Source organism: Limnohabitans sp. Hippo3 (assembly GCF_003063665.1).
GTDB lineage: Bacteria > Pseudomonadota > Gammaproteobacteria > Burkholderiales > Burkholderiaceae_C > Limnohabitans_A.
Map to the genome: position 1 here is coordinate 39,237 of NZ_NESF01000011.1, position 26,138 is coordinate 65,374.

Genomic DNA, 26,138 nt, shown 5'->3' on the forward strand with positions numbered 1-26,138 from the left:
TTGTGCCACGCCCATCGCCCACGGGGTGGGCTCCTACAAATGCAAATAGACGGCAACAACGCAAGGAGCGTGCTTTGGAAGTTTCATTTCACGAAGAAATCAAGGCCCTGCGCATGGGCGCGGGCGAGGTCTTTCATGGCGAGGGCATCCTGGCCATCACCAAAGGCCTGCTGCAATCGGGGGTGAGCTATGTGGGCGGCTACCAAGGCGCGCCGGTCTCGCACCTGCTCGATGTGATGGTGCAAGCCAAGCCCTACATGGACGAGCTGGGCGTGCATGTGGAAGCCTGTTCCAACGAAGCCTCGGCCGCGGCCATGCTGGGCGCGTCCATCCATTACCCGATTCGCGGCGCGGTGACCTGGAAGTCGATTGTGGGCACCAACGTGGCGGCCGATGCACTGTCCAATTTGTCATCACCCGGCGTGACGGGCGGGGTGCTGATCGTGGTGGGCGAAGACTACGGCGAAGGCGCGAGCGTCATTCAGGAGCGCACACACGCCTATGCGCTCAAATCGGGCATGTGCCTGCTCGACCCACGCCCCGAGTTGCGCCAGATGGTCAACATGGTCGAACACGGTTTCAGGTTGTCCGAAGCGTCCAACATGCCGGTGATGATGGAGCTGCGCATCCGCGCCTGCCATGTGCGCGGCCAGTTTGTGGCCAAGGACAACCAGGCCCCCAAGCTGTCCAAAAAACACCTGATCGACGAGCCGGCGGGTTTCAACTACATGCGCCTGGCGCACCCGCCCGTGACCTTTGCGCAGGAAAAGCGCAAAGTGGAGCACCGGCTGCCCGCCGCACGCCAATACATTGCCGAGCAGCGCCTGAACGAGCACTTTGAGGGCAGCACCCACCGCCACTTGGGCCTGATCGTGCAGGGCGGCCTGTACAACACGCTGATGCGCACCCTGCAGCAGTTTGACCTGGCCGATGCCTTTGGCGTGACCAGCCTGTCGGTGCTGGTGCTGAACGTGACCTACCCGCTGGTGCCTGACGAGCTGGTGAATTTCTGCAAAGACAAATCGGCTGTGCTGCTGCTCGAAGAAGGCCAGCCTGAATACATCGAGCAAGAACTGGCCTTGATGCTGCGCCGCCTCGATCTGCAAACCCCGCTGCACGGCAAAGACATGCTGCCCTCGGGTGGCGAATACACCGCCGAGGTCATGGCCCAGGGCCTGCTGAAATTCATGGACCGCCACCAAGCCGACGCCGTGCCCGAGGCCACACGCCAATGGCTGACCACCAATGGCGAGCGCCGCCAGCAAGTGCAAGCCCTGCTGGGCAGCCCGGTGCCCGCGCGGCCACCGGGCATGTGCATTGGCTGCCCCGAGCGGCCGGTGTTTTCAGCGCTCAAACTGGCGCAACAAGACGTGGGCCCGGTGCACATCGCGGGCGACATCGGCTGCCACGCGCTGGCCACCTTCGAGCCGTTTTCTTTTGGCCACTCCATCCTGGGTTACGGCATGAGCCTGGCCAGCCGGGCGGGCGTGTCGCCGGTCATGAAGCGGCGGGTGCTGTCGGTCATGGGCGATGGCGGTTTCTGGCACAACGGCCTGCTCACGGGCGTGCAAAGTGCGCTGTTCAACGGCGACGATGCGGTGCTGCTGATCTTCAAAAACGGCTACACCTCGGCCACCGGCACACAAGACATCATCAACACCCCCAGCGACATCGCCAAGGAGTTGGCAGGTGACAAACGCCAGAGCATGGTGCACACCAACCAGACCATCGAGTCCACGCTCAAAGGCGTGGGCGTGCAATGGCTGCGCACGGTGCACACGTATGAAGTGAGCCACATGCAGGCCACACTCACGGAAGCTTTCACCACCGAATTTCAGGGCCTGAAAGTCATCGTGGCCGAAGGCGAATGCCAGCTGGAGCGCCAGCGCCGCATCAAGCCCTGGCTGGCCTCGCTGCTGTCCAAGGGCGAGCGCGTGGAGCGCGTGAAATACGGTGTGGACGAAGACGTGTGCAATGGGGACCACGCCTGCATCCGCTTGTCGGGCTGCCCAACCCTCACGCTCAAAGACAACCCCGACCCGCTGAAAGTCGACCCGGTGGCCACCGTGATCGACGGCTGCGTGGGCTGCGGCCTGTGCGGTGAAAACGCGCACGCGGCCACGCTGTGCCCCTCGTTTTACCGCGCCGAAGTGGTGCAAAACCCCAAATGGCACGAGCGCCTGTGGGCCCGCTGGCAAGGCCTGGCCACACGCTGGCTGCAACCCGCTTGATTCGCCCCATTCCGAGACACACCATGACCCAACCGATTTCGATTTTGCTGTGCGCCCTGGGCGGCGAAGGTGGCGGCGTGCTGGCCGACTGGCTGGTCGACGTGGCCCGCCACGCAGGCCACCCGGCACAAGCCACCTCCATTCCTGGCGTGGCGCAGCGCACCGGGGCCACCACCTATTACCTCGAGGTCTACCCCCTGCCCCACAGCCAGCTGCAAGGCCGCTTGCCCGTGCTGGGCCTGAACCCGCTGCCTGGGCGTCTCGACGCACTGGTGTCGTCCGAGTTGCTGGAAACCGCCCGCCAGATTGGCAACGGCCTGGCTTCAGCCGACCGCACGCTGGTCATCAGCGCCTCGTCGCGGGCACTCACCACCGCCGAAAAAATGACCATGGGGGACGGACGCCGTGCCGAAGGCCCGCTGCTCGATGTGGTGGCCGCGCACAGCCAACGCCACCATGTGATGGACATGGCCAGCCTGTGCCAGCAAAGCGGCACCATGGTCAGCGCCGTCATGCTGGGTGCCATTGCGGGCTGTGGCTTGCTGCCTTTTGAGCGGGCGCATTACGAAGCCGTGCTGGCTGGCCCAAGCAGCTCGGCCAAGGCCAGCTTGCGCGGCTTTGCGCTGGCCTTTGATTTGGTGACGCGCCAGCGCGAACAGGCGCAGTATGTCGAGCAAGTGATGAAACCAGTTGCGACTGAACCTGTCGTGTCGGCGGCATTGCCTGCCGACGTAGCCGTGAAATTTCCAGCGGTGCTGCACCCCTTGATGGGCCTGGCGCACCAGCGCCTGGTGGAGTATCAAGGCCCGGCTTATGCCCGCCTGTATGTGCAACGGCTCGAACGCTTACTCAGTGCAGAAGCCAGTTCAAAAGACGCCACCTACCCCGTGACGTTGGAGGCCACCCGCTGGTTGGCCCTGTGGATGGCGTTTGACGACATCATCCGCGTGGCCGACCTGAAAAGCCGTGCCAGCCGCTGGACGCGCGTCACGCAAGAAGTCAAGGCCAAAGAGGGCGATGTGCTCAAGGTGTATGACCACTTCAAACCCGGCGTGCCCGAGCTGGCTGCGCTGTTGCCACAGGGCTTGGCTAACCGGTTGCTGCGCTGGGACCGCGCCCGTGTAGCCAATGGCAAAGCGCCTTGGTCCATGCCGCTGAAGGTGGCGCGGCACGCGCTGTGGGGCATGGCCAGCTTGCGCATCTTGGCCAGCTTGCGTGTGCTGCGCCCGCTGGGTAGCCGCTACGCCACCGAACAAGCCCTGATCGAAGAATGGCTGGGCGGCATCGAAGCGGCCACACGCCAGTCACCCGCGCTGGGTCTGGAGCTGGCGCGTTGCGGGCAGCTCATCAAAGGCTACGGCAGCACCAACGAGCGCGGCAAGGACAACCTGCTGCACATCCTGCGCCATGTGTGTGGCCCAGCTTCCAAAGTGCCTGTGGCCGAGCAAGCTCAGGCCGTGGCCCGCATCCGTCAAGCAGCATTGCAAGACGAGGCCGGTCAAGCGCTCGACCAGGCTTTGCTGCAACATGGTGCGCCAGCGCGTCCAGTCAAGGAGCAACCTGTGCTGTGGATGAAAAACCCCCGGTTGCAAAAGTCCTGAAACCGGCTCACCCTGACCACCGATACACTCAGCAACTTCAAGGAGACAGACATGAAAAAAGCCGGATTCATCTCACGCCGTGCACTCGGCACCGCGCTGCTGGCCATCGCCGCAGGGCCAGCGCTGTGCCTGAACGCCGCCGCGCAAAGCTGGCCCACCAAGCCGGTCAAGATCGTGGTCAACTTTCCGCCGGGCGGCGCGGCCGACCAGATTGCCCGCGCCATTGGCGTGCCCCTGGGCGAGGCGCTGGGCCAGCCTGTCATCGTGGAAAACCGGGGTGGTGCCAACGGCAACCTCGGCGGGGAGATGGTCGCCAAATCACCCGCCGACGGCTACACCCTGCTCATGAGTTCGGGTGGCATGGTCTCGGTCAACCCGCACATCTATGCGCGCATGCCTTTTGACCCGGTCAAAGACCTGGTGCCCGTGGCTTCGGCCGCACGGGTGCTGGTGTTTCTGGTGGCCAAGCCCAACTTCCCGGCCAACACCATCCAGGAATTTCTGGCCCATGTGAAGGCCAACCCAGGGCGTTTGTCCTATGGCTCCGCAGGTAACGGCAGCTCGCCCCACCTGGCGGGTGAAATGATGAAAAGCCAGGCCGGTTTGTTTGCCGTGCATGTGCCCTACCGCGGTGCCGCCCCTGCTTTGCAAGACGTGCTGGCCGGTCAGCTCGACTATTACTTTGACCCGGGCATTGGTCTCGGTCAGGTGCGCGCCGGCAAGCTCAAGCTGCTGGCCGTGGGCAGCCTGAAGCGCTCGCCACTGTTCCCGAACGTGCCCACGCTGGATGAAGCAGGCCTCAAAGGTTTTGACGCTGACTCGGTGTTTGGCTTTTACGCGCCTGCGGGCACGCCCACCGATGTGGTCAACCGCCTGAACCGCGAGATCAACCGCATCCTGGGCACCCAGGCCTTGAGAGACCGCATCCAGAATTTGGGCGGCGAGGCACTGCCTTTGACCCCCGCTGAATTTGGCGCCCGCGCAGCCGACGACTCCAAACGCTTTGGCGCCATCATCCGCGAACGCAAGATCAGCGGAGATTGACGCACAAGATCCCTGTAGGAGCGGTCTCTGACCGCGAAGCGCACAGTCGCGGTCAGAGACCGCTCCTACTGGTGTGCGCCTGATCACGGTCAGAGACCGCTATTGAGGGTGTTGCTCACACCCCTGCCAACTCGCGCAGCGCTTGCGGATTGGGCAGGCCCAACACACGCCCGCCACCACTGATGAGTTGGCGCTCGCGCAGGTGGCGCAGCACGCGCGAGAAGGTTTCGGGCGCAATGCCCAGTTGTGCGGCGATGGTGCGTTTGCGCTCGGTGAGTTTCACGGCCAGGCTGCCACTCAGATCGACGGGTTCGGCATGGCGCAGCAACCATTCGGCGCAGCGCGCATCGGCGTCCTTGGCCAGACGGCTCACGGCCAATTCGGTTTGCTGGCGCTGCGATCGCGCCATGTCCGTGAGCAGGGTTTGGGAAGCCTCGGGCAGCGCCCGAACCTGGGCCACGAAATCGGGCACGCGCACATACTGCACCTGCACTTCGGTCTCGGCCACCGCGTCGACCACATGCGGCAGGTCCATCAAACCAGAAGCCGCTTCAAGCCAAAACGGACCCTCCACCACGCCCAGCTGGTGCGCCATGTCCCCGTGACCCATGGCGCCCATGACGCCCAACACCACACGCCCTTGCATGACATGCACGATGCGGTCCACCACATCGCCGCGGTGCAGCAACACCGTGCCAGCCGCCAAGGTGGCTGTGGGCTCGGACAAAGAGGGCAAAGAAGAATCCAACATGGTGAAGCGGAATGTGCCAGAGCCTCGGGTCTGCGTTTTTGACACAAATCAACAACACCCCCGACAAATGGCTACCCGCATACGCGGGCATGGCAGATCGTCGGCGTTTTCAGCGCATCGCGCGACAAACCATGCAGATCACACCACCAAAATAGCCCGGAAATCATTCACATTGGTGTGTGTCGGCCCGGTGATGACCAGATCGCCCAGGGGCGAAAAAAACCCATAGGCGTCGTTGCGCTGCAGGTGCTCATCCACTTTGTGCCCCAGCGCCGCAGCACGGGCCAAGGTATCGGGGCTCACTTGCGCCCCGGCGTTGTCCTCGATGCCGTCGATGCCATCGGTATCGGCCGCCAAAGCCCACACACCGGGCTGCCCTTGCAAACCCTGCGCCAGACCCATGCAAAACTCGCCTGCTCGGCCGCCGCGACCTTTGGGCGTGCCGGTAGGCTGCGGTTTGATGGTCACCGTGGTCTCACCACCGCTCAGGATCACACACGGCTTGGTGAATGGCCCGAGGCCTTTGGCCGTCGCACGGGCCAGTGCCGCATGCACCTTGCCCACCTCGCGCGACTCGCCTTCGATCTCGTCACTCAGGATGTAGGCATTCAGCCCCTGCGCATGGGCAGCCGCTGCAGCCGCCTCCAGCGACTGCTGGGGCGTGGCGATCATGTGCACGCTGTGCCCCGCAAACACGGGCGATCCGGGCTTGGGCGTTTCCCATGCGCCCGACTGCAAAGCCTGCAGCACCGAGTCGGGCACCGTGATGGCATAGCGCTTGAGGATGGCCAGCGCATCGGCACAGCTGGTGGCATCGGGCACGGTCGGGCCACTGGCGATGATGGACGGATCATCACCCGGCACATCGCTGATGGTGAGCGTGACCACCCGGGCAGGCGCACAAGCGGCCGCGAGGCGCCCGCCCTTGATGCGCGAGAGGTGCTTGCGCAGGCAGTTCATCTCGGCAATATTAGCCCCACTCGCCAGCAACTGGCGGTTGATGTCCTGCTTGAGCTGTAGATCGATGCCGTCGGCAGGTAAGGTCAGCAGCGACGATCCGCCGCCCGAGATCAGGCACAGCACCAGGTCGTGGGCCGTCAGGCCTTGCGTCAAGGCCAAAATGCGCTCGGCCGCTTGCAGGCCCGCAGCGTCAGGCACAGGGTGCGAGGCCTCGACCACCTCGATGCGCTCGGGCAACCCCGCAGGCCGTGGCGGCGTGTGCCCGTAGCGCGTGACCACCAGGCCCGACAGCGGGGCCTCAGCTGGCCACAGCGCCTCGACCGCTTGCGCCATCGCCCCCCCGGCCTTGCCTGCACCCAGCACCAGGGTGCGGCCCTTGGGGGGTACAGGCAAATGGACTGCGGTGTTGTGCAGTGGCAAGGCCCGTTGCACGGCCACGTCGTACAGCGCTTTCAGGAAGGCTTGGGGGTCTTGGGTCGAGGCAGGAATGTGGGGCTGGACGTCTTGCATGGACAAATTGTGCCCCAAGGCAGGTACAGTTCTTCACATGACCACCTTGCTCATCCACCGCGCACGCTGCATCGCCACCATGGACGATGCCAACACCGAATTACCCGGCGCCTCGCTCTTGATCCGCGACGGCCGCATCGAACGCCTCATCCCCGCCAGTGAGAATGTCGATGAACTGCTGAAACAGGTCGATGAGGTCATCGACGCCCGCCGCCATGTCGTGGTGCCAGGCCTGATCAACACGCACCACCACATGTACCAGTCGCTCACGCGGGCGATTCCGTCGGTGCAAAACGCCGAGCTGTTCAGCTGGCTCCAAGGCCTGTACCCGATCTGGGTGGGCCTCACGCCCGAGATGGTGCGTGTTTCGGGCCAAGTGGCCATGGCCGAGTTGCTGCTCAGCGGCTGCACCACCAGCTCTGACCACCTCTACATCTACCCCAACGGCGTGCGGCTGGACGACAGCATCGAAGCGGCACACACCATCGGCATGCGCTTCACGGCCACACGCGGCAGCATGAGCATGGGCGAGAGCCAAGGCGGCTTGCCACCCGACCGCGTGGTCGAGCAGGAACCCGCCATCCTCAAAGAAACCCAGCGCCTGATCGAGACTTGGCACGACGCCAGCTACGGGTCGATGACACATGTGGCCGTGGCCCCCTGCTCGCCCTTCAGCGTGAGCCAGGACCTGATGCGCGAATCGGCCAAGCTCGCCCGCGCCCACGGCGTGCGCCTGCACACCCACCTGGCCGAAAACGACCACGACATCGCCTACACCCGAGAGAAATTCAACTGCACCCCCGCGCAATACGCGCAAGATTTGGGTTGGGTGGGCGACGATGTGTGGCACGCCCATGGCGTCAAACTCGACGACGAGGGCACTTACCTGTTTGCCAAGACCCGTACCGGCATCGCCCACTGCCCTTGCAGCAACATGCGCCTGGCCAGCGGCATCTTGCCCTTGCGGAAAATGCTGGATGCAGGCGTGCCGATAGGCCTGGGCGTGGACGGTAGCGCCAGCAATGACGCGGCGCACTTGCTCAACGAAGCCCGCCAGGCGATGCTGCTGGCGCGTGTGGGTAAGGCCTTAGAGCCGTTCGGTTGTGACCACGGCCCCGCCGACATGACACCCCGCGACGCCCTGCGCCTGGCCACACGTGGCGGCGCCGAAGTGCTGGGCCGCGCCCACGAACTGGGTCAAATCAAAGAAGGCTATTGCGCCGACATCGCCATGTTCCGAACCGACACCCTGAGCATGACGGGTGGCGCGGTACACGACCCGGTGGGGGCGCTCTTGCTGTGCGCCAGTGACAACGCAGACTACACGATCGTGAATGGGCGCGTGGTGGTGCGGCAAGGCCAGATCACCACGGTGGACATGGGGCCGCTGATCGAACGGCACAACCAGTTGGCCGTGCAGTTGGCCTTGGCCAGCAACTCATCAGCCTGATCAGAGTCACAACTGTTGCAACTCGCCATCTTGCTGACGCTTGTCTAAACTGAGGCCATGATCCAAGGCCTCGTTCAACTCTTCCTTTTTCAGGCGCTGGGCGAGCTGCTGTCCAAATTCGCCCTGCCCTTCATCCCCGGGCCTGTCCTTGGCCTGGTGCTGCTGTTGGCGTTTTTGGCCCTGCGCGGACATGTGCCCGCGTCCATGGACGGGGTGGGCAGCAGCATCTTGCAGCACCTGGGGCTGTTGTTCATTCCCGCGTCGGTGGGCGTGGTGCTTTACCTGCCCCTGCTGCAGGCCAACGCCTGGGCCATCACGGGGGCGCTGGTGCTGAGCGTGGTAGCCACGGTGGCGGTGGTGGCGTTGGTGCTCAAACTGTTCGCCAAAAAAGACAGCACGCCATGAACAACACCCTGCCACCTATCTCCGAAATCTGGGTTTACCTCTCGGGCAGTCCGCTGCTGGCCTTGGTGCTCACGCTGAGCGCTTACCTGCTGGGCCTGACGCTGTACGAACGCAGCCAGCGCAACCCGCTCGCCAACCCGGTGCTGATCGCGGTGGTGCTGGTGAGTATTGGCATCAGCGTGATCGACATGCCCTATGCCCAATACTTTGAAGGCGCGCAGTTTGTGCACTTCTTGCTGGGCACGGCCACGGTGTCGCTGGCCATCCCCATCTACAAAGGCTTTGCCTCGCTCAAGGGGCGCATGGGGGTGTTGCTGCTCTCGCTGCTGGCGGGTGGCATCACCTCGGTGCTGACGGCCGTGGGCATGGCGCGTTGGCTGGGCGTGGACGAGGCGCTGGTGCGCGGTCTGGTCGCCAAATCGGTCACCGCGCCCATTGCCATGGGCATTGCCGAACGCGTGCAGGCCTCGCCTACCCTGACCGCCATCTTTGCGGTGAGCACCGGCATCTTGGGCGCGGTGCTGGGCCGCTATGTGCTGGACGCCCTGCGCGTCACAGCATGGTGGCAACGCGGCTTCGCCCTGGGCGTGGCCGCGCATGGCATTGGCACCTCACGCGCTTTCAGCGTGAACGCCGAAGCCGGGGCCTATGCCAGCCTGGGCATGGGCTTGCATGGCATCGCGGGGGCCATGCTGATCCCTTACGCGGTGGCTTGGTGGTTTTAGAGGCCAAACGTCCCGGCGAGTCCACCGCGTGACAGGGCCAGGCGGGCTTCTTTTTATGATGAAGCCCATGAACTACGCTGCCCCCGACCTCCTGGCCTTTGCCGATCAACTTTTGCAAGCCGCGGGCTTGCCGCCCGACAAGGCGCAAGCCGTGGCCGATGTGCTGCTCGAAGGTGATTTGCTCGGCCACACCACCCACGGTCTGGCCTTGCTGGCGCCTTATCTGGCAGAGCTGGAAACAGGCAAGATGCGCAAGGACGGCCAGCCTCTGGTGGTCTCTGACCACCCGGCCGCTGTGACCTGGGATGGTCAGCGCTTGCCAGGCCCCTGGTTGGTGCTGCAAGCGATTGACTTGGCCACCCAACGCGCACGCACACAAGGCACCTGCACGGTGGTCATCCGGCGCAGTCACCACATTGCCTGCCTGGCCGCTTACCACCAGCGCGTGACCGATCAGGGTTTCATGATGCTGCTGTACTGCTCGGACCCCAACGCCGCCAGCATCGCGCCTTTTGGCGGGCTGGACCCGGTGTTCACGCCCAACCCAATGTCGGTGGGCATCCCCACTTCGGGCCTGCCCGTGCTGATCGATGTGTCCACCTCGTCCACCACCAATGGCATGACCAACCGCTTGCACAAGGAAGGCGGCTTGTTGCCTGCCGAATGGGTGATGGACGGCCACGGCCAGCCCAGCCGCGACCCGGCCGTGCTGTTCAAGGAACCCAAAGGCACGATCTTGCCGCTGGGCGGCATGGATTCAGGCCACAAGGGTTATGGCCTGAGCTGGATGGTGGAGGCGCTGACGGGTGGCCTGGCCGGACACGGCCGCGCCGATGCGCCCGAGGGCTGGGGTGCCACGGTGTTCTTGCAGATCATCGATCCGCGAGCGTTTGCGGGGGCCAGTGCCTTCAACACCCAAATGGACGAGGTCTCGCGCCAATGCCATGCGTCGCGGCCTGCGCAGGCCGACCGCTGGGTGCGCACGCCGGGTGAACGTGGCCTGAAGCTCAAAGCGGGCAGCGCTCGTGAAGGCGTAGCGCTGTACCCCAACATCATGCCCATGCTCTTGCCCTGGGCCGAGAAACTCCAAGTGGCGGCGCCTTCACCTCTTTGAAAAAACCAACCCGGCACGAAGGCCGGGTTGAGGCGTCTGGCGCATGCCCGAAAGATGCGCGTCAAGCAGGCGCGGCAGGTTTACGCAAAACCCGCAAGAGCAGGGGCGCAAACCACACCAAGGCGGTCAGTATGGCCAAGGTCAGCGCAATCGGACGACTGACAAAAGCCATCAGATCACCGTTGGACTTGATCATCGAGGTGATGAAGTTTTCCTCCAGCATGCCGCCCAGCACCACGCCCAAAATGGCAGGCGCCACCGGGAATTTATTGGCCTCCAACACATAAGCCAGAATTCCGGCCACCAACATCACACCCACCTGGAACACGGAATTGTTGATGGCAAAAGTGCCCACCACACAAAACAGCAAAATCATGGGCATGAGGATCTCGCGGGGTACACGCAGAATGCGCTTGGCCACCTTGATGCACAAAATACCCAGCGGAATCATGATGAGGTTGGCCACAATGAACAGCAGAAACACCGCATAAATGTTTTGCGGGTTGGTGGTGAACAAGGTGGGGCCGGGGTTCATGTTCTTCATGTAGAGCACGCCGATCACGATGGCCGTGATCGAGTCACCCGGAATGCCAAACACCAAAGCCGGAATCCACGCGCCCGCCAGCGCACTGTTGTTGGCCGAACCGGACTCCACAATGCCTTCCACGTGGCCCGTACCAAACTTTTCGGGCTCTTTGGAAAACTTCTTGCTCATCGCATACGACATCCAGGCGGCAATGTCGGCCCCGGCACCTGGCAATGCGCCCACGGCCGTGCCCAACACACTACCGCGCAGGATTTGCTTGGGGTATTTTTTGGCCAGCGCCCACTGCCCTTTCAGCACACCGCCCACTTCCTCCACCACCAACTCCGCTGGAGGGCTGGTGTCCACCACGTAGCGGATGATTTCAGAGATGGCGAACATGCCGATCATCATGGCGATCATGCCAATGCCGCCCGACATTTCGGTGTTGCCAAAGGTAAAACGCGGAAACCCCGCCGGATTGCCCAAGCCCACGCAAGCCACCAGCAAGCCCAGGCACAACATCATCAGCCCCTTGATCGGAGAACCTGTGGAGATAAAGACCGCACAAGTCAGGCCCAGCAGCACCAGCCAAAAGTATTCGAAGGAGCTGAAGTTCAGCGCGAAGTCGGCCAAGGCAGGTGCAGCGACGATCAGCACCACTGTGCCAAACAATCCCCCCACGGCAGAAAACACCAGCCCCGCACCCAAGGCTTTTTCAGCTTGCCCCTTGCGCGTCATGGCATAGGCTTCGTCGGTGTAGGCGGCCGATGCGGGCGTGCCGGGAATGCGCAACAGACAACCCGGAATATCGCCTGAAAAAATGGCCATGGCGGTCGCCGTCACCATGGCCGCGACGGCAGGGATCGGTGGCATGAAGAAGGTCACCGGCACCAGCAAAGCGGTGGCCATGGTGGCTGTCAAACCCGGCACCGACCCCACAAACAAACCATACAAAGAGGCAAACACCATCACCATCAAGGTGTACGGTTCGAACACCATCGAAAAAGCTTGGCCAACGGCGGTCCACATGGGATGAGTCTCCTCAGACTTTCAAAGTCATTTGGGTAAAAGCGGAAAGTGGACCCGAGGTCTTACCAGGCCATGGGCGTCAAAATGCCCCAAGGCAAGGGCACACGGAGCAATTTGTAAAAGGCAAAGTGAACCACCAAAGTGGCCACCACCGCCCAAAAGGCCGAGCGACCCCATGCGACTTGCAATGATCTGAAAAGCGCCATCAACATCAGCACTGCTGTGATCAAGAAGCCCAGCGCATCCGACACCAAGATGTAGAACACGACCGAGCCCAACAAGACGGCCAAAGCCCGGGCATGCTTGGGCGAGCGAACCCAATTTTCCCAAGCCAGCCAAGGACCATGGGCTCGGTCTCGCCAGCCTTGCCAAACCAGCAAAGCGCCTCCAGCACACAGGCCCAGCGCAATCAAGCCCGGAAACAAAGCAGGCCCAACTGGCTGACCTGGGATGTTGGGGTAGCCACGCACAGCCAAGAGCACCGCAGCGCCCAAGGCCATGAGCAGGACGCCCCAAAAAGCGTCGTTGATTTTCATGGGCTGGCTTACTTGACCAGACCCACAGCCTTCATGGTGACGCCCATTTCGGCGTCCGACTTGGCCATGAATTTGGCCATCTCATCCGGTCCACCATAGATCACGCCCAAGCCACGGCTGCTCATGAAGTCGTTGTACTCCTTGCTGGCCACAGCTTTGCGAACCGCCTCAGCGAGCTTGGTCTGGATGGGTGCGGGCAAACCTTTGGGCGCAAGCACACCGCGCCAGGCCGCCATGGTCCAGTTGCTGCCGGTGACCGATTTGAGCGTAGGCACATTGGGGTACAGCGTCGAAGGCTTGGCGTCCATGATGGCCAGGCTCTTGACCTTGCCCGCATCGATCAGCGAACGCGCCTCAGGCAAGGAGACAGGCGCGACTTCCACACCCCCGGCCACCATGTCCTGCAGACCAGGCGCGGCACCGTTGCTGGGCACCCAGGGCAGCGCCGCAGGATCGATTTTCTGGTCCAGCAACAAGCCGGCAATCGCCAGGTGCCAGATGCCGCCCTGACCCGTGCCCGATGCCTTGAACTTGCCGGGGTTGGCCTTGATGGCGGCCAGCAAATCGTTCACGTTTTTATAAGGCGCGTCCGCACGCACCTGAATGCCTGCCGGGTCGGCATTGACCAGACCGATGGGGGTGTAGGAGGCACCTGTCAACTGGGTCAGGCCTTGCCAATGCATCATGCCAATCTCGACCGTGGCCAGACCGATGGTGTAGCCATCAGGGGGTGCCGAGGCAATGGCCGCATGGCCCACCACGCCACTGCCACCCGTGCGGTTGACCACCGTGACGGGTTGGCCCAGGTCTTTTTCGAGCAAACTGGCCACGATGCGGGCGACGGCGTCGGTGCCACCGCCTGCGCCCCAGGGCACGATCATGGTGATGGGGCGTGTGGGATAGTTTTGTGCTGCAGCAGGCAGGGCAGCTGCCAAACAGGCCAGACCAGCAACAGCGCTGGCCACCAAAGTACGACGCGAGCGATTGAACATGGGTGTCTCCTTTTGATTTGAACAGCCGGGCCCGAATGGGCCTGCTGCATCAAAATTTATACCCATTCGAACGTCATACCAATAGGGTCAACCATAGCACCAGTAACTCTGGCGACTGCCTCGCCAGCCGTCCGCCTTCAATCCAAACGGGCCCCCGCCTGAAACCAGCGGCTCAACAATGCGCGGTCTTCTTCGGTCAATCCCGTGGTATTGCCCATGGGCATTTGCTTGGTCACCACCACTTGCTGGTACATGTTTTGCGCATGCTGTTTGATCAACTCGGGGCTGTCCAGGCGCACGTTTTTCATTTGCACTTGCGCACCATGGCAGGTCAGACAGTGCTGGCTCACCAGGCTTTGCACCTGTGCAAACGCCACAGGCGCAGCAGGAGCAGCCGACACTTTGGGCGCTGCAGGTTTCAAGGCCACGATCACACCCGCAATCAGCACCACGCCAACGGCCGCAAAAGGCCAGGGGTTGCCTGCGCGGCCCAGGTGGAAGGCATGGCGCTGCACAAAGAACTGACGGATCAGTGCGCCCGCCAACATCATCACAAACAGCAGCACCCAACGGTGTTCGTGCGTGTACAAAAAGCTGTAATGGTTGCTCAGCATCGCAAAGATGACGGGCAGCGTGAAGTAAGTGTTGTGCACGCTGCGCTGCTTGCCGCGCTTGCCGTGAATGGCCAAGGCGTTGGCGTCGTAGGCTTCACCGCTGGTCATGGCGGCCACCACTTTGCGCTGGCCGGGGATGATCCAGAAAAACACGTTGGCGCTCATGGCGGTGGCGATCATCGCGCCCACCAACAAGAAGGCGGCGCGGCCTGCGAATAACTCATTGGCCAGCCACGATGAAAAGCCGACCACCACAATCATCAAGCCCGCCACGATCAGTTCACCGTTTTTGCGGAAACCGAAGACACGGCACACGATGTCGTAAACAAACCAAAAGGCCACCAGCATCCCCACCGCGGCCGATCCGGCCATCACAGGGGTCCAGTCCATCAGCGATTTGTCGATTAGAAAGGTGCCTGCGTTGTACAGGTACAGCACCGTAAAGAGCGCAAAGCCGCTCAGCCAGGTGGAGTAGCTTTCCCAATAAAACCAGTGCAGCTTGGTGTGGATCTTTTTCGGGGCCACCATGTACTTTTGCGGGTTGTAAAAACCGCCGCCGTGCACCGCCCACATGGCACCGCCCACACCTTTTTCGAGCAGATCGGGCGAGTTGGGTTTTTGCAGGTTGTTGTCCAGAAAGACAAAGTAGAACGAGGAGCCAATCCAGGCGATGGCGGTGATGACATGCACCCATCGCAACAACAAATTGGCCCATTCCAGCAGATACGTTTCCATGAAGGAATCTCCAACCCCCTCACCACCGCGGGCCCTGTGAGCGGGTATTCGGTCGCGAACATGTTTCCGGAGAAACCTGCGCCGCTGCGACCAGTGCACCGAAGTGTATACAGTTTAAAGGTCCGAATCCAGTGCGCTGCACCTTTCAGTGCCTAGGGAAAACCAGCACCACACGCATGCGTCAGCCTCGATGCCGAATCCTCAACCCAGCTGCAAGAGCTGTGCCGCCACGGCCACGGCAATGACTTCGGGTTCTTTGCCCGTGATGCCCGGCACCCCAATCGGGCAAGTGATGCGCGAAATTTCCTCGTCCGTGAAGCCACGGTCTTCCAGGCGGTGGCGGAAGGTGGCCCATTTGGTTTGGCTGCCAATCAAGCCCACAAATGGCAGATCACCTCTCGCGCGCAGGCGCTTCAGGCAGGCCACCACGATGTCCAGGTCTTCGGCGTGGCTGAAGCTCATGATCAACACCCGACTGCCCGGGACCAAATCGGCCACGGCAGCCTGCACCGGGTTGGAATGCTCGCATGCCACTTCATCGGGCACATCGGGCGGAAAAATTTCGTCGCGGCTGTCGATCCAACGCACGGCAAAAGGCAAAGGGGCCAAGGTCTTGACAAGCGCTTTGCCCACATGCCCACCGCCAAACAGCGCCAGCGGGGTGCGCGGTGGCACCAACTGCGTGCGCAAACGCGCCACATCGTCGCGGCCCACCCGCTCAAAAACCAAGTCCACCGCACCGCCGCAGCACTGCCCCAAACTGGGGCCCAAGACCTGGCGCAAGGCAGTTTGTTCTGTTTGCCCGGTCAACAAACGCCGTGCGTGCGCCAACGCCTGGAACTCCAGATGCCCGCCACCGATCGTGCCCTCCTCGCCTTGCGCAAAGACCAACATGCTGGTGCCGGGTCCACGCGGCACAGAGCCCTGCACGGCTTGCACACGCACTACCACGGCCTTGTCGTTGTTCAACCGCTTCAGGGCTTTCTCAATCCAGTTCACGCTTTGGGGTCCATTCAAAGAAAAGGGTCGCTGTTGGCTTGCCCACCAAGCCGACTCAATGCCACAATCACGGCCACCACAGAGTATGCCAAGGACAAGGGCTCACCATGACCACACGCTGGATTCCTACCACTCACCACAAAGTCACCACCGCCTTGTTGGGCTTGGGTACAGCGGTCTTGGGTTTGTTGAGCGGCTGCAGCACACCGCCTCCTGCCGTGACGCCTCCACCCCCGCCGCCCCCGGCAGCGAAAGCGCCTGAACCCGTCCCTGCCCCCACAGGCCCCACATCGCTGGCCCGCAACAGCAAAGAGTACCGAAAAGATGCTGCAGGCCACCTCTATGGCATGCACGCGCACCGCATCTACAAAGGCCGCATGCCGCCACTGCTCGAAGCCGTGGGCGTGCTGAATGTGGACATCGACCACAAAGGCTCGGTGAAGGCGGTCAATTGGATGCGTGCGCCCAAGCATGTGCCCCATGTCATGGCAGAGATCGAACGTATGGTCAAAGCGTCCGCCCCCTACCCTGTGCCCAAACACATGAGCCAGGTCACCTACACCGATGTGTGGCTGTGGCACAAGAGCGGCAAGTTCCAGCTCGACACGCTGACCGAGGGGCAGGACTGACGCCTTGATCGGCTGAGCGCTTCAAACCCCCGACGTCTGCTCGTGCGACGCACCGGGCAGCAAGGTCAGAATCAGCGTGGTGGTCACTGAAAAACCAGCCAGCAACAAAAGCGAGTGGCCAAAGCCCATGGCCTTGACCACCGGCCCCAAGGCCCAGACCGACAGGGAACTGACCGCGAACGACACGCCCAGGCGCATGCCCGACACACGCGAGCGCAGGCGGTCGTCCACATAGCGGGCGATCATGAAATCGGTGAACGGGATGGCCCCGAAGATGAACACCATCACCCCGATCAGGGCGGCAAACAGCCACCAGCCCTGCGCCTGCGAGGCCAGCACCAGCATGGGGATCTGCGCCATCACCATGAACATGAAAAAGCGTTTGAGCGGAAAGCGGTTGATCAGGTGCCCCACCACCACCTGGGCGACTGAGGCCACGGCATAGACCACGGCCAGCAGCAGGCCCAAGGCGGCCGGGTCTTCCATCACGCCCGCAAAACGCTCGGCCAGCAAGGGGCCGTTGCCGTTGGTCGTGAAGTTGAACAGCACGCTGCTGGTGATGGCCGCGGCCGTCATGACCACCAGCGCACGCGCCAACATCGGGGCGGGCAGGGTGACCTTGGCACCGCCCTTGCGCTTGGCGGGTGACGACAGCTCTTGCGGGCAGCTTCGGGCAAACAGCCATCCGCACACCAGGGCCACCACGCCGGGCACCACAAAGGCCGCACGCCAGCCTTGCCACTGGATCAAAAAACCCGTGAGCAAAGCGGCCACCGCCACGCCCAAATTACCGGCCAGGCCATTGAAGCCAATGGTTGCGCCCGGGTTGGACGCACGCTCGAGCAGCATGGGAATGCCCACCGGGTGGTAAATGGATGCGAACACGCCGATCAGCGTAAGGCTGGCCGCCAGCTGCCAGGGCGTTTGCGCAAAAGCCGTGAGGATGGAGGCCGCACCGATGCCAAAAAAGAAAATGAGCATCATGCTGCGCCGACCCCACAAATCGCCCAAGCGCCCGGCAGGCAAAGAACCCAGACCGAACATGAAAAACGCACCCGCGCCATAGGGCATGAGGTCCTGCCATTGGGCCAGGCCCATGTCGAGGGCGATGGTGCTGACCGCTGCAGCAAAGATCAACAAGAACAAATGGTCCAGTGCGTGCGCGATGTTGAGCAAGCCCCGCACCAAGCGAGGGTGGTCGGCGGCTTGTTCGGGTACAGGGGCGGCAGAAGAGGTCAAGGTCGTCATGGTCGGTTCCAGCTTTCGGGCCGGGATGCGGTCAACCGGGCCAACATGCACCCGCACTGTGCAACCAAGCGCTTTGGCACGCTGTCGCCTTGGTCACATGGCTGCAGATGCCCCTCGATTCACAAAGACGCATTGGCAGGGGCTTTGGCGTCCCAGATGTGTGCCCGCCAGTACACCGCCATGGCCCCCGTCAGCAGCAGGCCCAGCGCCGAATACAAGCCTGCCGTGGCGGCATAGCCCCAGCGGTCGATCAGCGGGCCCGAGAGCAACAAGCCCAAAGGCAAGCCCCAAATGGCCAGCATGCGCATGCCCATCACCCGGCCCCGGTAGGCAGGCTCGGTCACACGCAGCATCACGGCCGCCAGCGGCGTCATGCACAAGCTTTGTGCCAGGCCCGCCACCCACAGCAAGCCCATGCCCACCCCCAGATGCGTGCTGAAAGCCAACATCACATCCGCTGCAAACCACACCGCCCCCGCCAATACCATGGTTTGCGCAGCGCGAAACGCAAAGCGGTGCGAACTCAGCACCACCGAACCGACCAGACCTCCGAAGGCAAAGCTCGCACCCAGCCAGCCCAGGCCCGTCTGGTCGGTCAGGTAAATGTTTTTGGCCACATAGGGCAGCAAGCCCAAAGAGAAAGGAAAGGCCAGCAGGTTGACCAGGAACGCCAGCGCCATGGCCGCCATCAGCACCGGGCGCGTCCACACATAGCCAAAAGCCAGTTGCAAATCGCGCACGGGCGACACACGCGGGGCATCTTTGGTGGCTGTTGGCGCAGGCCCATCGGACACGCCGCGCGAAAGCACAAAACTGAGGGTGTAGAGCGCGGTGATCAGGGCGTAAGCCCAGGTCATGCCCAGCCAGGCCACCACCCCTGCGCCCGCCAGTGCCCCCGCGATGCGGGCCGAATCCGAGGTGATGCGGGAGATGCCCAGCGCCCCCAGCAAATGCCGGGGTGGCAAGGTCTGCGCGATCAGCGCGTTGCGCATCATCATGTCCGACGGCCGCACCAGCCCGGCCAAAGCGGCCATCAGCAGCACCGTCATGGGCGTGAGGGCCTGCCCCCAGGCCAGCAGCATGAAGGTGGCGGCCAGCGCTGCATAGAGGGTACGCGACAGAACCAGCATGCGGCGGTAACCCAGCCGGTCGCCCACCACGCCAAACAGCGGCGAGACCAAAGAGCCCAGGTACTGCAGGGAGCCAAACACCACCAGCATCATGACCGAGCCCGACTCGACCAGGATGAACCAGCCCAGCACGATGGACTCCATCTCGAAAGCCCAGGAGGTGGCCAGGTCGGCAGGCCACTGAAAACGGAAACTCCGGACCCGGAACGGGTCGCGCCAGTGCATGGCGGGTGACGGTTCAGCAGTCGATGCGGCCTGACTCACAGCCGTGACCCTGCTCAAAACAAAGTGGGTGGAAACAGCGCACAGCAGCCGGGCTCGGGTGCAGGCCGCTCATGCGCTCAATCCTGCCCGGGGCGAGGCGACTGAAGGATGGTGTCGCTCTTGGCTGGGCGGTCGGGCTGCGCCGCAGGCTCGGGCATGAAGCACATCTTCTCGCCATCCCAACGCTGGCCGCACCAGCAAAGGCCTTCGGCATTGATGATGCAAGTGCCAGTGCCGCAGCACCGTGGATCGTCTGACATGGGCCTGCTCCTGTGGGCTATTGGGATCAAAGTGAAAGGATGCCTGAAAACGCTTCAGGCATCCTGTTCAGGCCCTCACAGCCCTGCAGTGGCCTTGGCTTTTTCGCAGGCCATCAGGATGCGCTCGGGTGTGGCCGGGGCGTCCATGTAAACCACCGCCTTGTGGTTGGCGCTGGCAGCCACCGCATCGCGCAAGGCGAAGAAGGCCGACAGGCCCAGCATCAACGGCGGCTCGCCCGTGGCCTTGCTGTTGAACGGTGTGGGTTTGATGTTGGCGTTGTCGAACAGGGACACCTTGAAGTGCTCGGGAATGTCGCCAGCCACCGGGATTTTGTAAGTGCTGGGGCCGTGCGTGAGCAGCTTGCCTTTCTTGTCCCAGATGCACTCTTCCATGGTGAGCCAGCCCATGCCCTGCACATACGCGCCTTCGATCTGGCCTTTGTCCAGGGCCGGGTTGATGCTGCGGCCCACATCGTGCACGATGTCCACGGCTTTCAGCCACCACTCGCCAGTGCGCGTGTCGATTTCCACTTCGCTCACGGCAGCGCCGTAGCAGTAGTAATAGAAAGCACGGCCGTTCAGTGTGGTGAAGTCGTATTTGATTTCAGGCGTCATGTAAAAGCCGGTGACGCTCAGGCCCACGCGGTCGAGCCAAGCCTGCTTGGTCACGTCCGACCAGTTGACCGACTTGCCGCCACCGTGCAGCTGGTTGTTCGCGAAGCTGACTTCATCGGCTGCGCAGCCCAGCATGCGGGCGGCCACAGGCTTCAAGCGCTCGCGCATTTGCGCAGTGGCGTTCATGATGGCTGCGCCGTTGATGTCGGCACCGCTCGACGCCGAGGTGGCTGAGGCGTTGGGCACTTTTTGCGAGTCGGTGGCGGTGATGCGCACATGGTCCACGCTGATGCCCAAACCATCGGCACAGACCTGCGCCATCTTGGTGTTCAGGCCCTGGCCCATTTCGGTGCCGCCGTGGTTGCAGCTGACCGAGCCGTCCATGTAAACCACCAGCAGCGCGCCGCCTTGGTTCAAGTGCGTGGCGGTGAAGCTGATGCCGAACTTGAGTGGCACCAAGGCCAAACCGCGCTTGCGGGTCTTGCTCTTGGCGTTGAAGGCCTGCACCTGAGCGCGACGCTCTGCGTAGTTCGATTCGCGCTCGACCTGGTCGATCACCTTGTCACCCACCCAGTCTTCGATGAGCTGGTTGTACTGGGTGGTCATGGTGTCGGGCGTGCCGCTGATGGCGGGGTCTTTGTAGAGGTTGAGCTTGCGCACTTCCAGGGGGTCTTTGCCCAAGGTCATGGCGATCTCGTCCATCACCGTCTCGATGCCGAACATGCCTTGTGGGCCGCCAAAGCCCCGGAATGCGGTGGCGCTTTGGGTGTTGGTTTTGCAGCGGTGACTGACCAACTTGAGCGCGGGCAGGTGGTAAGTGTTGTCGATGTGCAGGCAAGCGCGGTCATTGACGGGGCCTGAATAGTCGGTGCTGTAGCCGCAGCGCGACATGAGCGTGATGTCGGCGCCCAGCACGCGGCCGTTGTCGTCAAAGCCCACTTCATAGTCGATGCGGAAATCGTGGCGCTTGCCGGTGATGGTCATGTCGTCGTCACGGTTCACACGCAGCTTGACGGGCTTGCCCAGCTTGTGCGCGGCCAAGGCGGCGCTCTGGCTGAAGATGCTGGCGTTGCCCTCTTTGCCGCCAAAGCCGCCACCCATGCGGCGGCAAATCACCTCCACATCGTTGGTGTGCAGGTTCAGGGCGTGCGCGGCTTCGCGCTGGTTGCCATCGGGGTGCTGGGTCGACACGTACAAGGTCAGCTGCCCGTCTTCCTTGGGCACCGCGTAAGTGATCTGGCCTTCCAGATAGAACTGCTCTTGCTGGCCGGTGTTGGTGCTGCCCTTGATCTTGTGGGGCGCATTGGCAATGGCGGCAGCGGCGTCACCACGCGTGATGCCTTTGGGCGGCATGATGAAGCTGCCCGCCGCCATGGCTTCTTCGATGGTCAAGATGGGCGTGAGCTCTTTCACCAGCACCTTGGCTTTTTTGGCGGCTTCGCGGGCGTAAAGCATTTCACGCGCCACGACCACGGCCACGGCCTGGCCGACAAACTCGACCTTGCCAGCGGCGAGGAAAGGATCGTCGTGCACGATGGGGCCGCAGTTGTTTTCGCCGGGAATGTCTTTGGCGGTGTAGACCGCGACAACGCCGTGCTCACGCAAGATGGCTGCGCGGTCGATGCCGTCGCCAATCAACTCGCCATGGGCCACGGGCGACAGGATGAGCGCGGCGTACAAAGTGCCTGCGTGCTCAGGGATGTCGTCAATGTAGGTGGCCGAGCCCGTGACGTGCAGGTGCGCAGACTCGTGAACGACGTCCGTGCCCTGCTGAACGCCCGATGCGGGCAACAGGTTCTTGATGGGGGTAGGAGCGTTCATTCAAGCCACCTCTTTCTGTTCTTCGATAAATTCGAGCACCAGGTTGCGGGCGACCAGGGCGCGGTAGGCCCAAGTGGCGCGCAGGCCGTCGCGGGCGGTGAAGCTGGCGGCGATCGCGGCGTCCAGATCGGCCGCTTTCACGTCACCAGGCGCACGGCCTTCCATCACGGCTTCGAGCTTGGGCGCGCGGCAAGGCGATGGGGCCAGGCCGTTGTAGGCCAGCTTCACGCCACTCAACTTGCCACCTTGCAGCGTGTAGCTGATGGCTGCGCAGGTGGCCGAAATGTCTTGCTCAAAACGCTTGCTCACCTTGTGGGCGCGGAACACCTGGCCAGCCACGGGCTTCGGACATTCGATGGCTTCGATGAACTCACCGGGCTCCATCACGTTTTTCTTCATGCCGGTGTAGAAGTTGTCCAGCAGCACCTTGCGGGTCTTGTCGCCCCGGCGCAGCACCAAGCTGGCACCCAATGCCATCAGGCAAGGCATGGTGTCGCCAATCGGTGAGCCGTTGGCGATGTTGCCCGCCAGCGTGGCGGTGGATCGGATGGGCGGCGAGCCAAAGCGGCGCAACACCTCGGTGAAGTCGGGGTAAGCCTGGGCCACCAGCGCTTCGACCTGCGACAGCGACACGGCCGCGCCAATGCGCCAGGCGCTGGCGGTCTCGGTCACTTGGCGCAGTTCTTTGACGTTGCCCAAATACATGATGTGCTCGGGACGGCTGAACTGCTTGTTGACCTGCAGACCGATTTCGGTACTGCCCGCCAACAGCGTGGTGCTGGGGTTCTTGACCAGATAGTCGGCCACTTCGGCGAGGGTGGCGGGCGACACAAACTCGTTGCCTTTGCGGGTGCGCACGACCGGCTGCACGATGATGTCGCCGTCCAGGCTCAGCGTGGGCACACTGGCGCGCTGGATTTCCTTGAGCAGCGGCACATCGGCGCTGTCGTCGAGCTTGAGCGCCTCGGGCTTGGCGCAGGCCTTGGTGGCCGAATCGATGATCGGCTTGTAGCCGGTGCAACGGCACAGGTTGCCGCTCAATGAATCGGTGATCTGCTGGCGATTGGGCGTGGGCAGCACCTGCACCAGGTTCACCAGGCTCATCACGATGCCCGGCGTGCAAAAGCCGCACTGCGAGCCGTGGCACTTGATCATTTCTTCCTGCACCGGGTGCAGCGTGCCGTCGGCTTTTTTCAGGCTCTCGACGGTTTTGACCGATTTGCCGTCCAGCGAGGGCAACAGCTGGATGCAGGCGTTGGTGGCCACATAGTCCACGCCCGTGCCTGCGGCGTTGAGTTCACCCACCATCACCACACAAGCGCCGCAATCGCCTTCGGCGCAGCCCTCCTTGGTGCCGGTGCGGTGCAGTTGCTCGCGCAAATAGTCCAGAACAGTGGTGGTGCGGCGCTCGCCTTGGGCTTCGACGATGCGGCCGTCGAGCACAAAGCGCACGGTGTTGGTGACTTGGGTCATGGTGCGGGGGGTGGGGGTAAATAAACGGTAAGGCCCCGATTTTAAGGAACCGGGGCCTTCGCTGGGCGGCTTTTCGACGGATTAATCGGAATCTGACCCCAATTAGTCTGACCTCAAACGATGATTCTGTCACCCCGGACTTGATCCGGGGTCCATGCATGGATGCCGGATCAAGTCCGGCATGACAAGCTTAATGGGGGTCAGATCCCGATTGTTTTATGAGCCGCGATAAGTCGAGTAGCTCCACGGACTGGCCAGCAGGGGCACGTGGTAGTGCTGGTCTTCGTGGGCCACGCCAAAGTCGAGGCTGACTTTGTTCAAGAAGTTGGGCTCGGGCAGTTCCACGCCCTTGGCCTTGAAGTAGTCGCTCACATTGAAGACCAGGCGGTAAGTGCCTTTGCGCAGGCTGGCATGGTCGTAGAGCATGCCGTCGGGGTTGCGGCCGTCGTGGTTGAGGGTGAAGCTTTTGACCAAGGTGGCCTGATCGCCTTGCGTCGTGTACAGGGACACCTGCATGCCCGCAGCGGGGCAGCCGTGCATGGTGTCCAGAACGTGTGTGCTCAATCCCATGGTGTGCTCGCTTGTCTTGAATGGGGTTCAAAAAGGTGGTTGTGGCAAGGCTTTGAAAAACCCCTCCCAATCCGGTCGACCGAAGTGTATACAATTTTGATTTTGGTGGCTATCATTTGCGACCAAGACATAAAAACACCTGGGCAAACACCCCAAAGGGACCGCGAGACATGGAAACCTCCACCACGCACCACATCGTCGAATCGCTGACCCGCGCCATCGTGGAGCATCGGCTGTTGCCCGGCTCCAAATTGGCCGAACAAAAGCTGGCCGACCACTTCGGCGTGTCGCGCACACTGGTGCGCCAGGCGCTGTTTCAGCTGTCGCAAAACCGCCTGATCCGGCTGGAGCCTGCACGCGGCGCTTTTGTGGCCGCCCCCTCGGTCGAAGAAGCGCAACAGGTCTTTGCCGTGCGCCGCATGCTCGAAGCCGAGATGACCCGCGCCTTTGTGCAGCAGGTCACGCCTGACCAAATCGCAGCGCTCAAAGAGCACATCAAGCAAGAACGCGAAGCCGTGACGCAGGGCGACATCACGGGCCGTACCGAGTTGCTGGGCGACTTTCATGTGCGGATGGCCGAACTCATGAACAACGACGTGCTGGCCCAGGTGCTGGGCGACCTGATCTCGCGCTGCGCCCTGATCACGCTGATGTACCAGTCGCGCAACGAAGCCGAGCACTCCACCGACGAGCATGTGGCCATCGTGGCCGCGCTCGAAGCACAAGACTCGGACCTGGCCGTGCGCCTGATGCACGAACACCTGCTGCACGTCGAAGCCAGCCTGACCTTTGACCGCAAAGTGCCCACCCACGACATTTCTCTGGCCCTGGCCTGAAGCTTGAAAACGACCATGAGCACCTACGACTCCACCCTCCCCTACCCCCGCGACTTGAAGGGCTACGGCCGCCATGCGCCGCACGCAAAGTGGCCCGGCGGCGCCCGCGTGGCGGTGCAGTTTGTCTTGAACTACGAAGAAGGCGGCGAAAACTCGGTGCTGCACGGCGATGCGGGTTCAGAGCAATTTCTCTCCGAGATGTTCAACCCCGCGTCATTCCCCGAGCGGCACATCAGCATGGAAGGCATTTACGAATACGGCTCCCGTGCGGGCGTGTGGCGCATCCTGCGTGAGTTTGAAAAACGCAAGCTGCCACTCACCGTGTTCGGCGTGGCCACGGCGCTGCAAAAGCACGACGACGTGACCGCCGCATTCAAGGAATTGGGCTACGACATCGCCTGCCATGGCCTCAAGTGGATCCATTACCAAAACATCGACGAAGCCACCGAGCGCGCCCACATGGCCGAAGCGATGGACATTTTGCAAAAGCTCACGGGCGAGCGGCCCCTGGGCTGGTACACCGGGCGCGACAGCCCCAACACGCGCCGCCTGGTGGCCAACTACGGTGGCTTTGAGTACGACAGCGACTACTACGGCGACGACCTGCCCTTCTGGATGAAGGTGCGCAAATCTGACGGCACCGATACGCCGCAACTCATCGTGCCCTACACCCTGGACTGCAACGACATGCGCTTTGCGCTGCCCCAGGGCTATTCACACGCCGACCCGTTTTTCCAGTACATGAAGGACACCTTTGACGCGCTGTACGCCGAGGGTGACCCGAATGGCGAGAACGCGCCCAAGATGATGAGCATCGGCATGCACTGCCGCCTGCTCGGTCGCCCGGGGCGCATCACCGCGCTGCAGCGCTTTCTGGACCACATCCAGTCGCACGACAAGGTCTGGGTGGCGCGGCGCATCGACATTGCGCGGCACTGGAAGGCGACGCACCCATTCCAGGGCTGAATCCTTTGACAAAACATCCCTTGTCTTTGTGGGAGGCCGCCCCTGCGGCCGAATCTTCGCGCACCAGGGCGCGCTCCTGCATCCATAACCCAGTTTCGGCCGCA

23 protein-coding genes are annotated in these 26,138 nt (G+C 62.6%); 10 read left to right on the forward strand and 13 right to left on the reverse strand.

Annotated elements, in window-relative coordinates:
• Positions 1–74: 74 nt before the first annotated feature.
• From B9Z34_RS11765 to B9Z34_RS11775, 3 genes are read left to right on the forward strand one after another with little or no spacing between them, the layout of a single operon-like run.
• Complete coding sequence (locus B9Z34_RS11765) at positions 75–2,231, forward strand: indolepyruvate ferredoxin oxidoreductase subunit alpha (protein ID WP_108428314.1); 2,157 nt, start codon at positions 75–77, stop codon at positions 2,229–2,231.
• A gap of 23 nt (positions 2,232–2,254) precedes the next feature.
• The gene (locus tag B9Z34_RS11770) at positions 2,255–3,832 is read left to right on the forward strand and encodes an indolepyruvate oxidoreductase subunit beta family protein (protein WP_108428315.1); all 1,578 of its coding nucleotides are present in this window, start codon (positions 2,255–2,257) and stop codon (positions 3,830–3,832) included.
• Positions 3,833–3,883: 51 nt separating this feature from the next.
• Positions 3,884–4,876 (forward strand): tripartite tricarboxylate transporter substrate binding protein, encoded by a 993-nt coding sequence (locus B9Z34_RS11775; RefSeq protein ID WP_108428316.1) that lies wholly within the window; start codon positions 3,884–3,886, stop codon positions 4,874–4,876.
• Between the two features lie 115 nt (positions 4,877–4,991).
• Here the strand turns inward: B9Z34_RS11775 and B9Z34_RS11780 are convergent, their stop codons facing one another.
• Both B9Z34_RS11780 and B9Z34_RS11785 read right to left on the reverse strand, forming a co-directional pair.
• Complete coding sequence (locus tag B9Z34_RS11780; RefSeq protein ID WP_108428317.1) at positions 4,992–5,627, reverse strand: Crp/Fnr family transcriptional regulator; 636 nt, start codon at positions 5,625–5,627, stop codon at positions 4,992–4,994.
• Between the two features lie 138 nt (positions 5,628–5,765).
• Positions 5,766–7,097 carry a glycerate kinase gene (locus B9Z34_RS11785; RefSeq protein WP_108428318.1) on the reverse strand — a complete coding sequence of 444 codons (1,332 nt, stop codon included), beginning with the start codon at positions 7,095–7,097 and terminating at the stop codon, positions 5,766–5,768.
• A gap of 37 nt (positions 7,098–7,134) precedes the next feature.
• Between B9Z34_RS11785 and B9Z34_RS11790 the strand changes: the two genes are divergently transcribed.
• The 4 genes from B9Z34_RS11790 to B9Z34_RS11805 all read left to right on the forward strand — a co-directional run bounded on the left by B9Z34_RS11790 (position 7,135) and on the right by B9Z34_RS11805 (position 10,791).
• Positions 7,135–8,547, forward strand: coding sequence for an 8-oxoguanine deaminase (locus B9Z34_RS11790; protein ID WP_108428319.1), 1,413 nt, complete (start codon positions 7,135–7,137; stop codon positions 8,545–8,547).
• 57 nt (positions 8,548–8,604) lie between these two features.
• Positions 8,605–8,952 carry a CidA/LrgA family protein gene (locus B9Z34_RS11795; protein ID WP_108428320.1) on the forward strand — a complete coding sequence of 116 codons (348 nt, stop codon included), beginning with the start codon at positions 8,605–8,607 and terminating at the stop codon, positions 8,950–8,952.
• On the forward strand, positions 8,949–9,677 hold the full coding sequence (locus B9Z34_RS11800) for an LrgB family protein (RefSeq protein WP_108428321.1): 729 nt from the start codon (positions 8,949–8,951) through the stop codon (positions 9,675–9,677). The genes B9Z34_RS11795 and B9Z34_RS11800 overlap by 4 nt, the downstream gene beginning before the upstream one ends.
• Before the next feature lie 67 nt (positions 9,678–9,744).
• Positions 9,745–10,791 (forward strand): Ldh family oxidoreductase, encoded by a 1,047-nt coding sequence (locus tag B9Z34_RS11805; RefSeq protein ID WP_108428372.1) that lies wholly within the window; start codon positions 9,745–9,747, stop codon positions 10,789–10,791.
• 61 nt (positions 10,792–10,852) lie between these two features.
• Here the strand turns inward: B9Z34_RS11805 and B9Z34_RS11810 are convergent, their stop codons facing one another.
• From B9Z34_RS11810 to xdhC, 5 genes are all read right to left on the reverse strand, one after another.
• Positions 10,853–12,346, reverse strand: a complete 1,494-nt coding sequence (locus tag B9Z34_RS11810) for a tripartite tricarboxylate transporter permease (RefSeq protein ID WP_108428322.1) — start codon at positions 12,344–12,346, stop codon at positions 10,853–10,855.
• A gap of 62 nt (positions 12,347–12,408) precedes the next feature.
• The gene (locus B9Z34_RS11815) at positions 12,409–12,882 is read right to left on the reverse strand and encodes a tripartite tricarboxylate transporter TctB family protein (RefSeq protein ID WP_108428323.1); all 474 of its coding nucleotides are present in this window, start codon (positions 12,880–12,882) and stop codon (positions 12,409–12,411) included.
• 8 nt (positions 12,883–12,890) lie between these two features.
• Entirely contained in the window at positions 12,891–13,874 is a 984-nt protein-coding gene (locus B9Z34_RS11820) for a tripartite tricarboxylate transporter substrate binding protein (protein ID WP_108428324.1), read from the reverse strand.
• Between the two features lie 137 nt (positions 13,875–14,011).
• On the reverse strand, positions 14,012–15,223 hold the full coding sequence (locus tag B9Z34_RS11825; protein WP_108428325.1) for a urate hydroxylase PuuD: 1,212 nt from the start codon (positions 15,221–15,223) through the stop codon (positions 14,012–14,014).
• A 201-nt stretch (positions 15,224–15,424) separates the two neighbouring features.
• A complete protein-coding gene (gene xdhC, locus B9Z34_RS11830) occupies positions 15,425–16,222 on the reverse strand; it encodes a xanthine dehydrogenase accessory protein XdhC (RefSeq protein ID WP_108428326.1) in 798 nt (265 codons plus the stop codon).
• 107 nt (positions 16,223–16,329) lie between these two features.
• Between xdhC and B9Z34_RS11835 the strand changes: the two genes are divergently transcribed.
• Positions 16,330–16,851 (forward strand): hypothetical protein, encoded by a 522-nt coding sequence (locus tag B9Z34_RS11835; RefSeq protein WP_108428327.1) that lies wholly within the window; start codon positions 16,330–16,332, stop codon positions 16,849–16,851.
• 21 nt (positions 16,852–16,872) lie between these two features.
• Here B9Z34_RS11835 and B9Z34_RS11840 read toward each other — a convergent pair whose 3' ends face one another.
• The 6 genes from B9Z34_RS11840 to uraH all read right to left on the reverse strand — a co-directional run bounded on the left by B9Z34_RS11840 (position 16,873) and on the right by uraH (position 24,232).
• Positions 16,873–18,099 (reverse strand): MFS transporter, encoded by a 1,227-nt coding sequence (locus tag B9Z34_RS11840; protein WP_108428328.1) that lies wholly within the window; start codon positions 18,097–18,099, stop codon positions 16,873–16,875.
• 119 nt (positions 18,100–18,218) lie between these two features.
• Complete coding sequence (locus tag B9Z34_RS11845; protein ID WP_108428373.1) at positions 18,219–19,454, reverse strand: MFS transporter; 1,236 nt, start codon at positions 19,452–19,454, stop codon at positions 18,219–18,221.
• Between the two features lie 116 nt (positions 19,455–19,570).
• On the reverse strand, positions 19,571–19,753 hold the full coding sequence (locus B9Z34_RS11850) for a hypothetical protein (RefSeq protein WP_108428329.1): 183 nt from the start codon (positions 19,751–19,753) through the stop codon (positions 19,571–19,573).
• A gap of 75 nt (positions 19,754–19,828) precedes the next feature.
• Complete coding sequence (gene xdhB / locus B9Z34_RS11855) at positions 19,829–22,189, reverse strand: xanthine dehydrogenase molybdopterin binding subunit (protein ID WP_108428330.1); 2,361 nt, start codon at positions 22,187–22,189, stop codon at positions 19,829–19,831.
• Entirely contained in the window at positions 22,190–23,662 is a 1,473-nt protein-coding gene (xdhA, locus tag B9Z34_RS11860) for a xanthine dehydrogenase small subunit (protein WP_108428331.1), read from the reverse strand.
• A 216-nt stretch (positions 23,663–23,878) separates the two neighbouring features.
• Entirely contained in the window at positions 23,879–24,232 is a 354-nt protein-coding gene (gene uraH / locus B9Z34_RS11865) for a hydroxyisourate hydrolase (RefSeq protein WP_108428332.1), read from the reverse strand.
• Positions 24,233–24,402: 170 nt separating this feature from the next.
• Here uraH and B9Z34_RS11870 point away from each other — a divergent pair, with 170 nt between their 5' ends.
• Together B9Z34_RS11870 and puuE are read left to right on the forward strand one after the other, a co-directional pair.
• Positions 24,403–25,068, forward strand: coding sequence for a GntR family transcriptional regulator (locus B9Z34_RS11870; RefSeq protein ID WP_108428333.1), 666 nt, complete (start codon positions 24,403–24,405; stop codon positions 25,066–25,068).
• A 15-nt stretch (positions 25,069–25,083) separates the two neighbouring features.
• Positions 25,084–26,034, forward strand: coding sequence for an allantoinase PuuE (gene puuE, locus B9Z34_RS11875; RefSeq protein ID WP_108428334.1), 951 nt, complete (start codon positions 25,084–25,086; stop codon positions 26,032–26,034).
• Positions 26,035–26,138: the final 104 nt, after the last annotated feature.

Bases quoted from the DNA above. Each gene is read 5' to 3' on its own strand.
- B9Z34_RS11770 (WP_108428315.1), top strand. From the start codon at position 2,255: ATGACCCAACCGATTTCGATTTTGCTGTGCGCCCTGGGCGGCGAAGGT.
- B9Z34_RS11775 (WP_108428316.1), top strand. From the start codon at position 3,884: ATGAAAAAAGCCGGATTCATCTCACGCCGTGCACTCGGCACCGCGCTG.
- B9Z34_RS11780 (WP_108428317.1), bottom strand. From the start codon at position 5,627: ATGTTGGATTCTTCTTTGCCCTCTTTGTCCGAGCCCACAGCCACCTTG.
- B9Z34_RS11785 (WP_108428318.1), bottom strand. From the start codon at position 7,097: ATGCAAGACGTCCAGCCCCACATTCCTGCCTCGACCCAAGACCCCCAA.
- B9Z34_RS11790 (WP_108428319.1), top strand. From the start codon at position 7,135: ATGACCACCTTGCTCATCCACCGCGCACGCTGCATCGCCACCATGGAC.
- B9Z34_RS11795 (WP_108428320.1), top strand. From the start codon at position 8,605: ATGATCCAAGGCCTCGTTCAACTCTTCCTTTTTCAGGCGCTGGGCGAG.
- B9Z34_RS11800 (WP_108428321.1), top strand. From the start codon at position 8,949: ATGAACAACACCCTGCCACCTATCTCCGAAATCTGGGTTTACCTCTCG.
- B9Z34_RS11805 (WP_108428372.1), top strand. From the start codon at position 9,745: ATGAACTACGCTGCCCCCGACCTCCTGGCCTTTGCCGATCAACTTTTG.
- B9Z34_RS11810 (WP_108428322.1), bottom strand. From the start codon at position 12,346: ATGTGGACCGCCGTTGGCCAAGCTTTTTCGATGGTGTTCGAACCGTAC.
- B9Z34_RS11815 (WP_108428323.1), bottom strand. From the start codon at position 12,882: ATGAAAATCAACGACGCTTTTTGGGGCGTCCTGCTCATGGCCTTGGGC.
- B9Z34_RS11820 (WP_108428324.1), bottom strand. From the start codon at position 13,874: ATGTTCAATCGCTCGCGTCGTACTTTGGTGGCCAGCGCTGTTGCTGGT.
- B9Z34_RS11825 (WP_108428325.1), bottom strand. From the start codon at position 15,223: ATGGAAACGTATCTGCTGGAATGGGCCAATTTGTTGTTGCGATGGGTG.
- B9Z34_RS11835 (WP_108428327.1), top strand. From the start codon at position 16,330: ATGACCACACGCTGGATTCCTACCACTCACCACAAAGTCACCACCGCC.
- B9Z34_RS11840 (WP_108428328.1), bottom strand. From the start codon at position 18,099: ATGACGACCTTGACCTCTTCTGCCGCCCCTGTACCCGAACAAGCCGCC.
- B9Z34_RS11845 (WP_108428373.1), bottom strand. From the start codon at position 19,454: ATGCACTGGCGCGACCCGTTCCGGGTCCGGAGTTTCCGTTTTCAGTGG.
- B9Z34_RS11850 (WP_108428329.1), bottom strand. From the start codon at position 19,753: ATGTCAGACGATCCACGGTGCTGCGGCACTGGCACTTGCATCATCAAT.
- xdhB (WP_108428330.1), bottom strand. From the start codon at position 22,189: ATGAACGCTCCTACCCCCATCAAGAACCTGTTGCCCGCATCGGGCGTT.
- xdhA (WP_108428331.1), bottom strand. From the start codon at position 23,662: ATGACCCAAGTCACCAACACCGTGCGCTTTGTGCTCGACGGCCGCATC.
- uraH (WP_108428332.1), bottom strand. From the start codon at position 24,232: ATGGGATTGAGCACACACGTTCTGGACACCATGCACGGCTGCCCCGCT.
- B9Z34_RS11870 (WP_108428333.1), top strand. From the start codon at position 24,403: ATGGAAACCTCCACCACGCACCACATCGTCGAATCGCTGACCCGCGCC.
- puuE (WP_108428334.1), top strand. From the start codon at position 25,084: ATGAGCACCTACGACTCCACCCTCCCCTACCCCCGCGACTTGAAGGGC.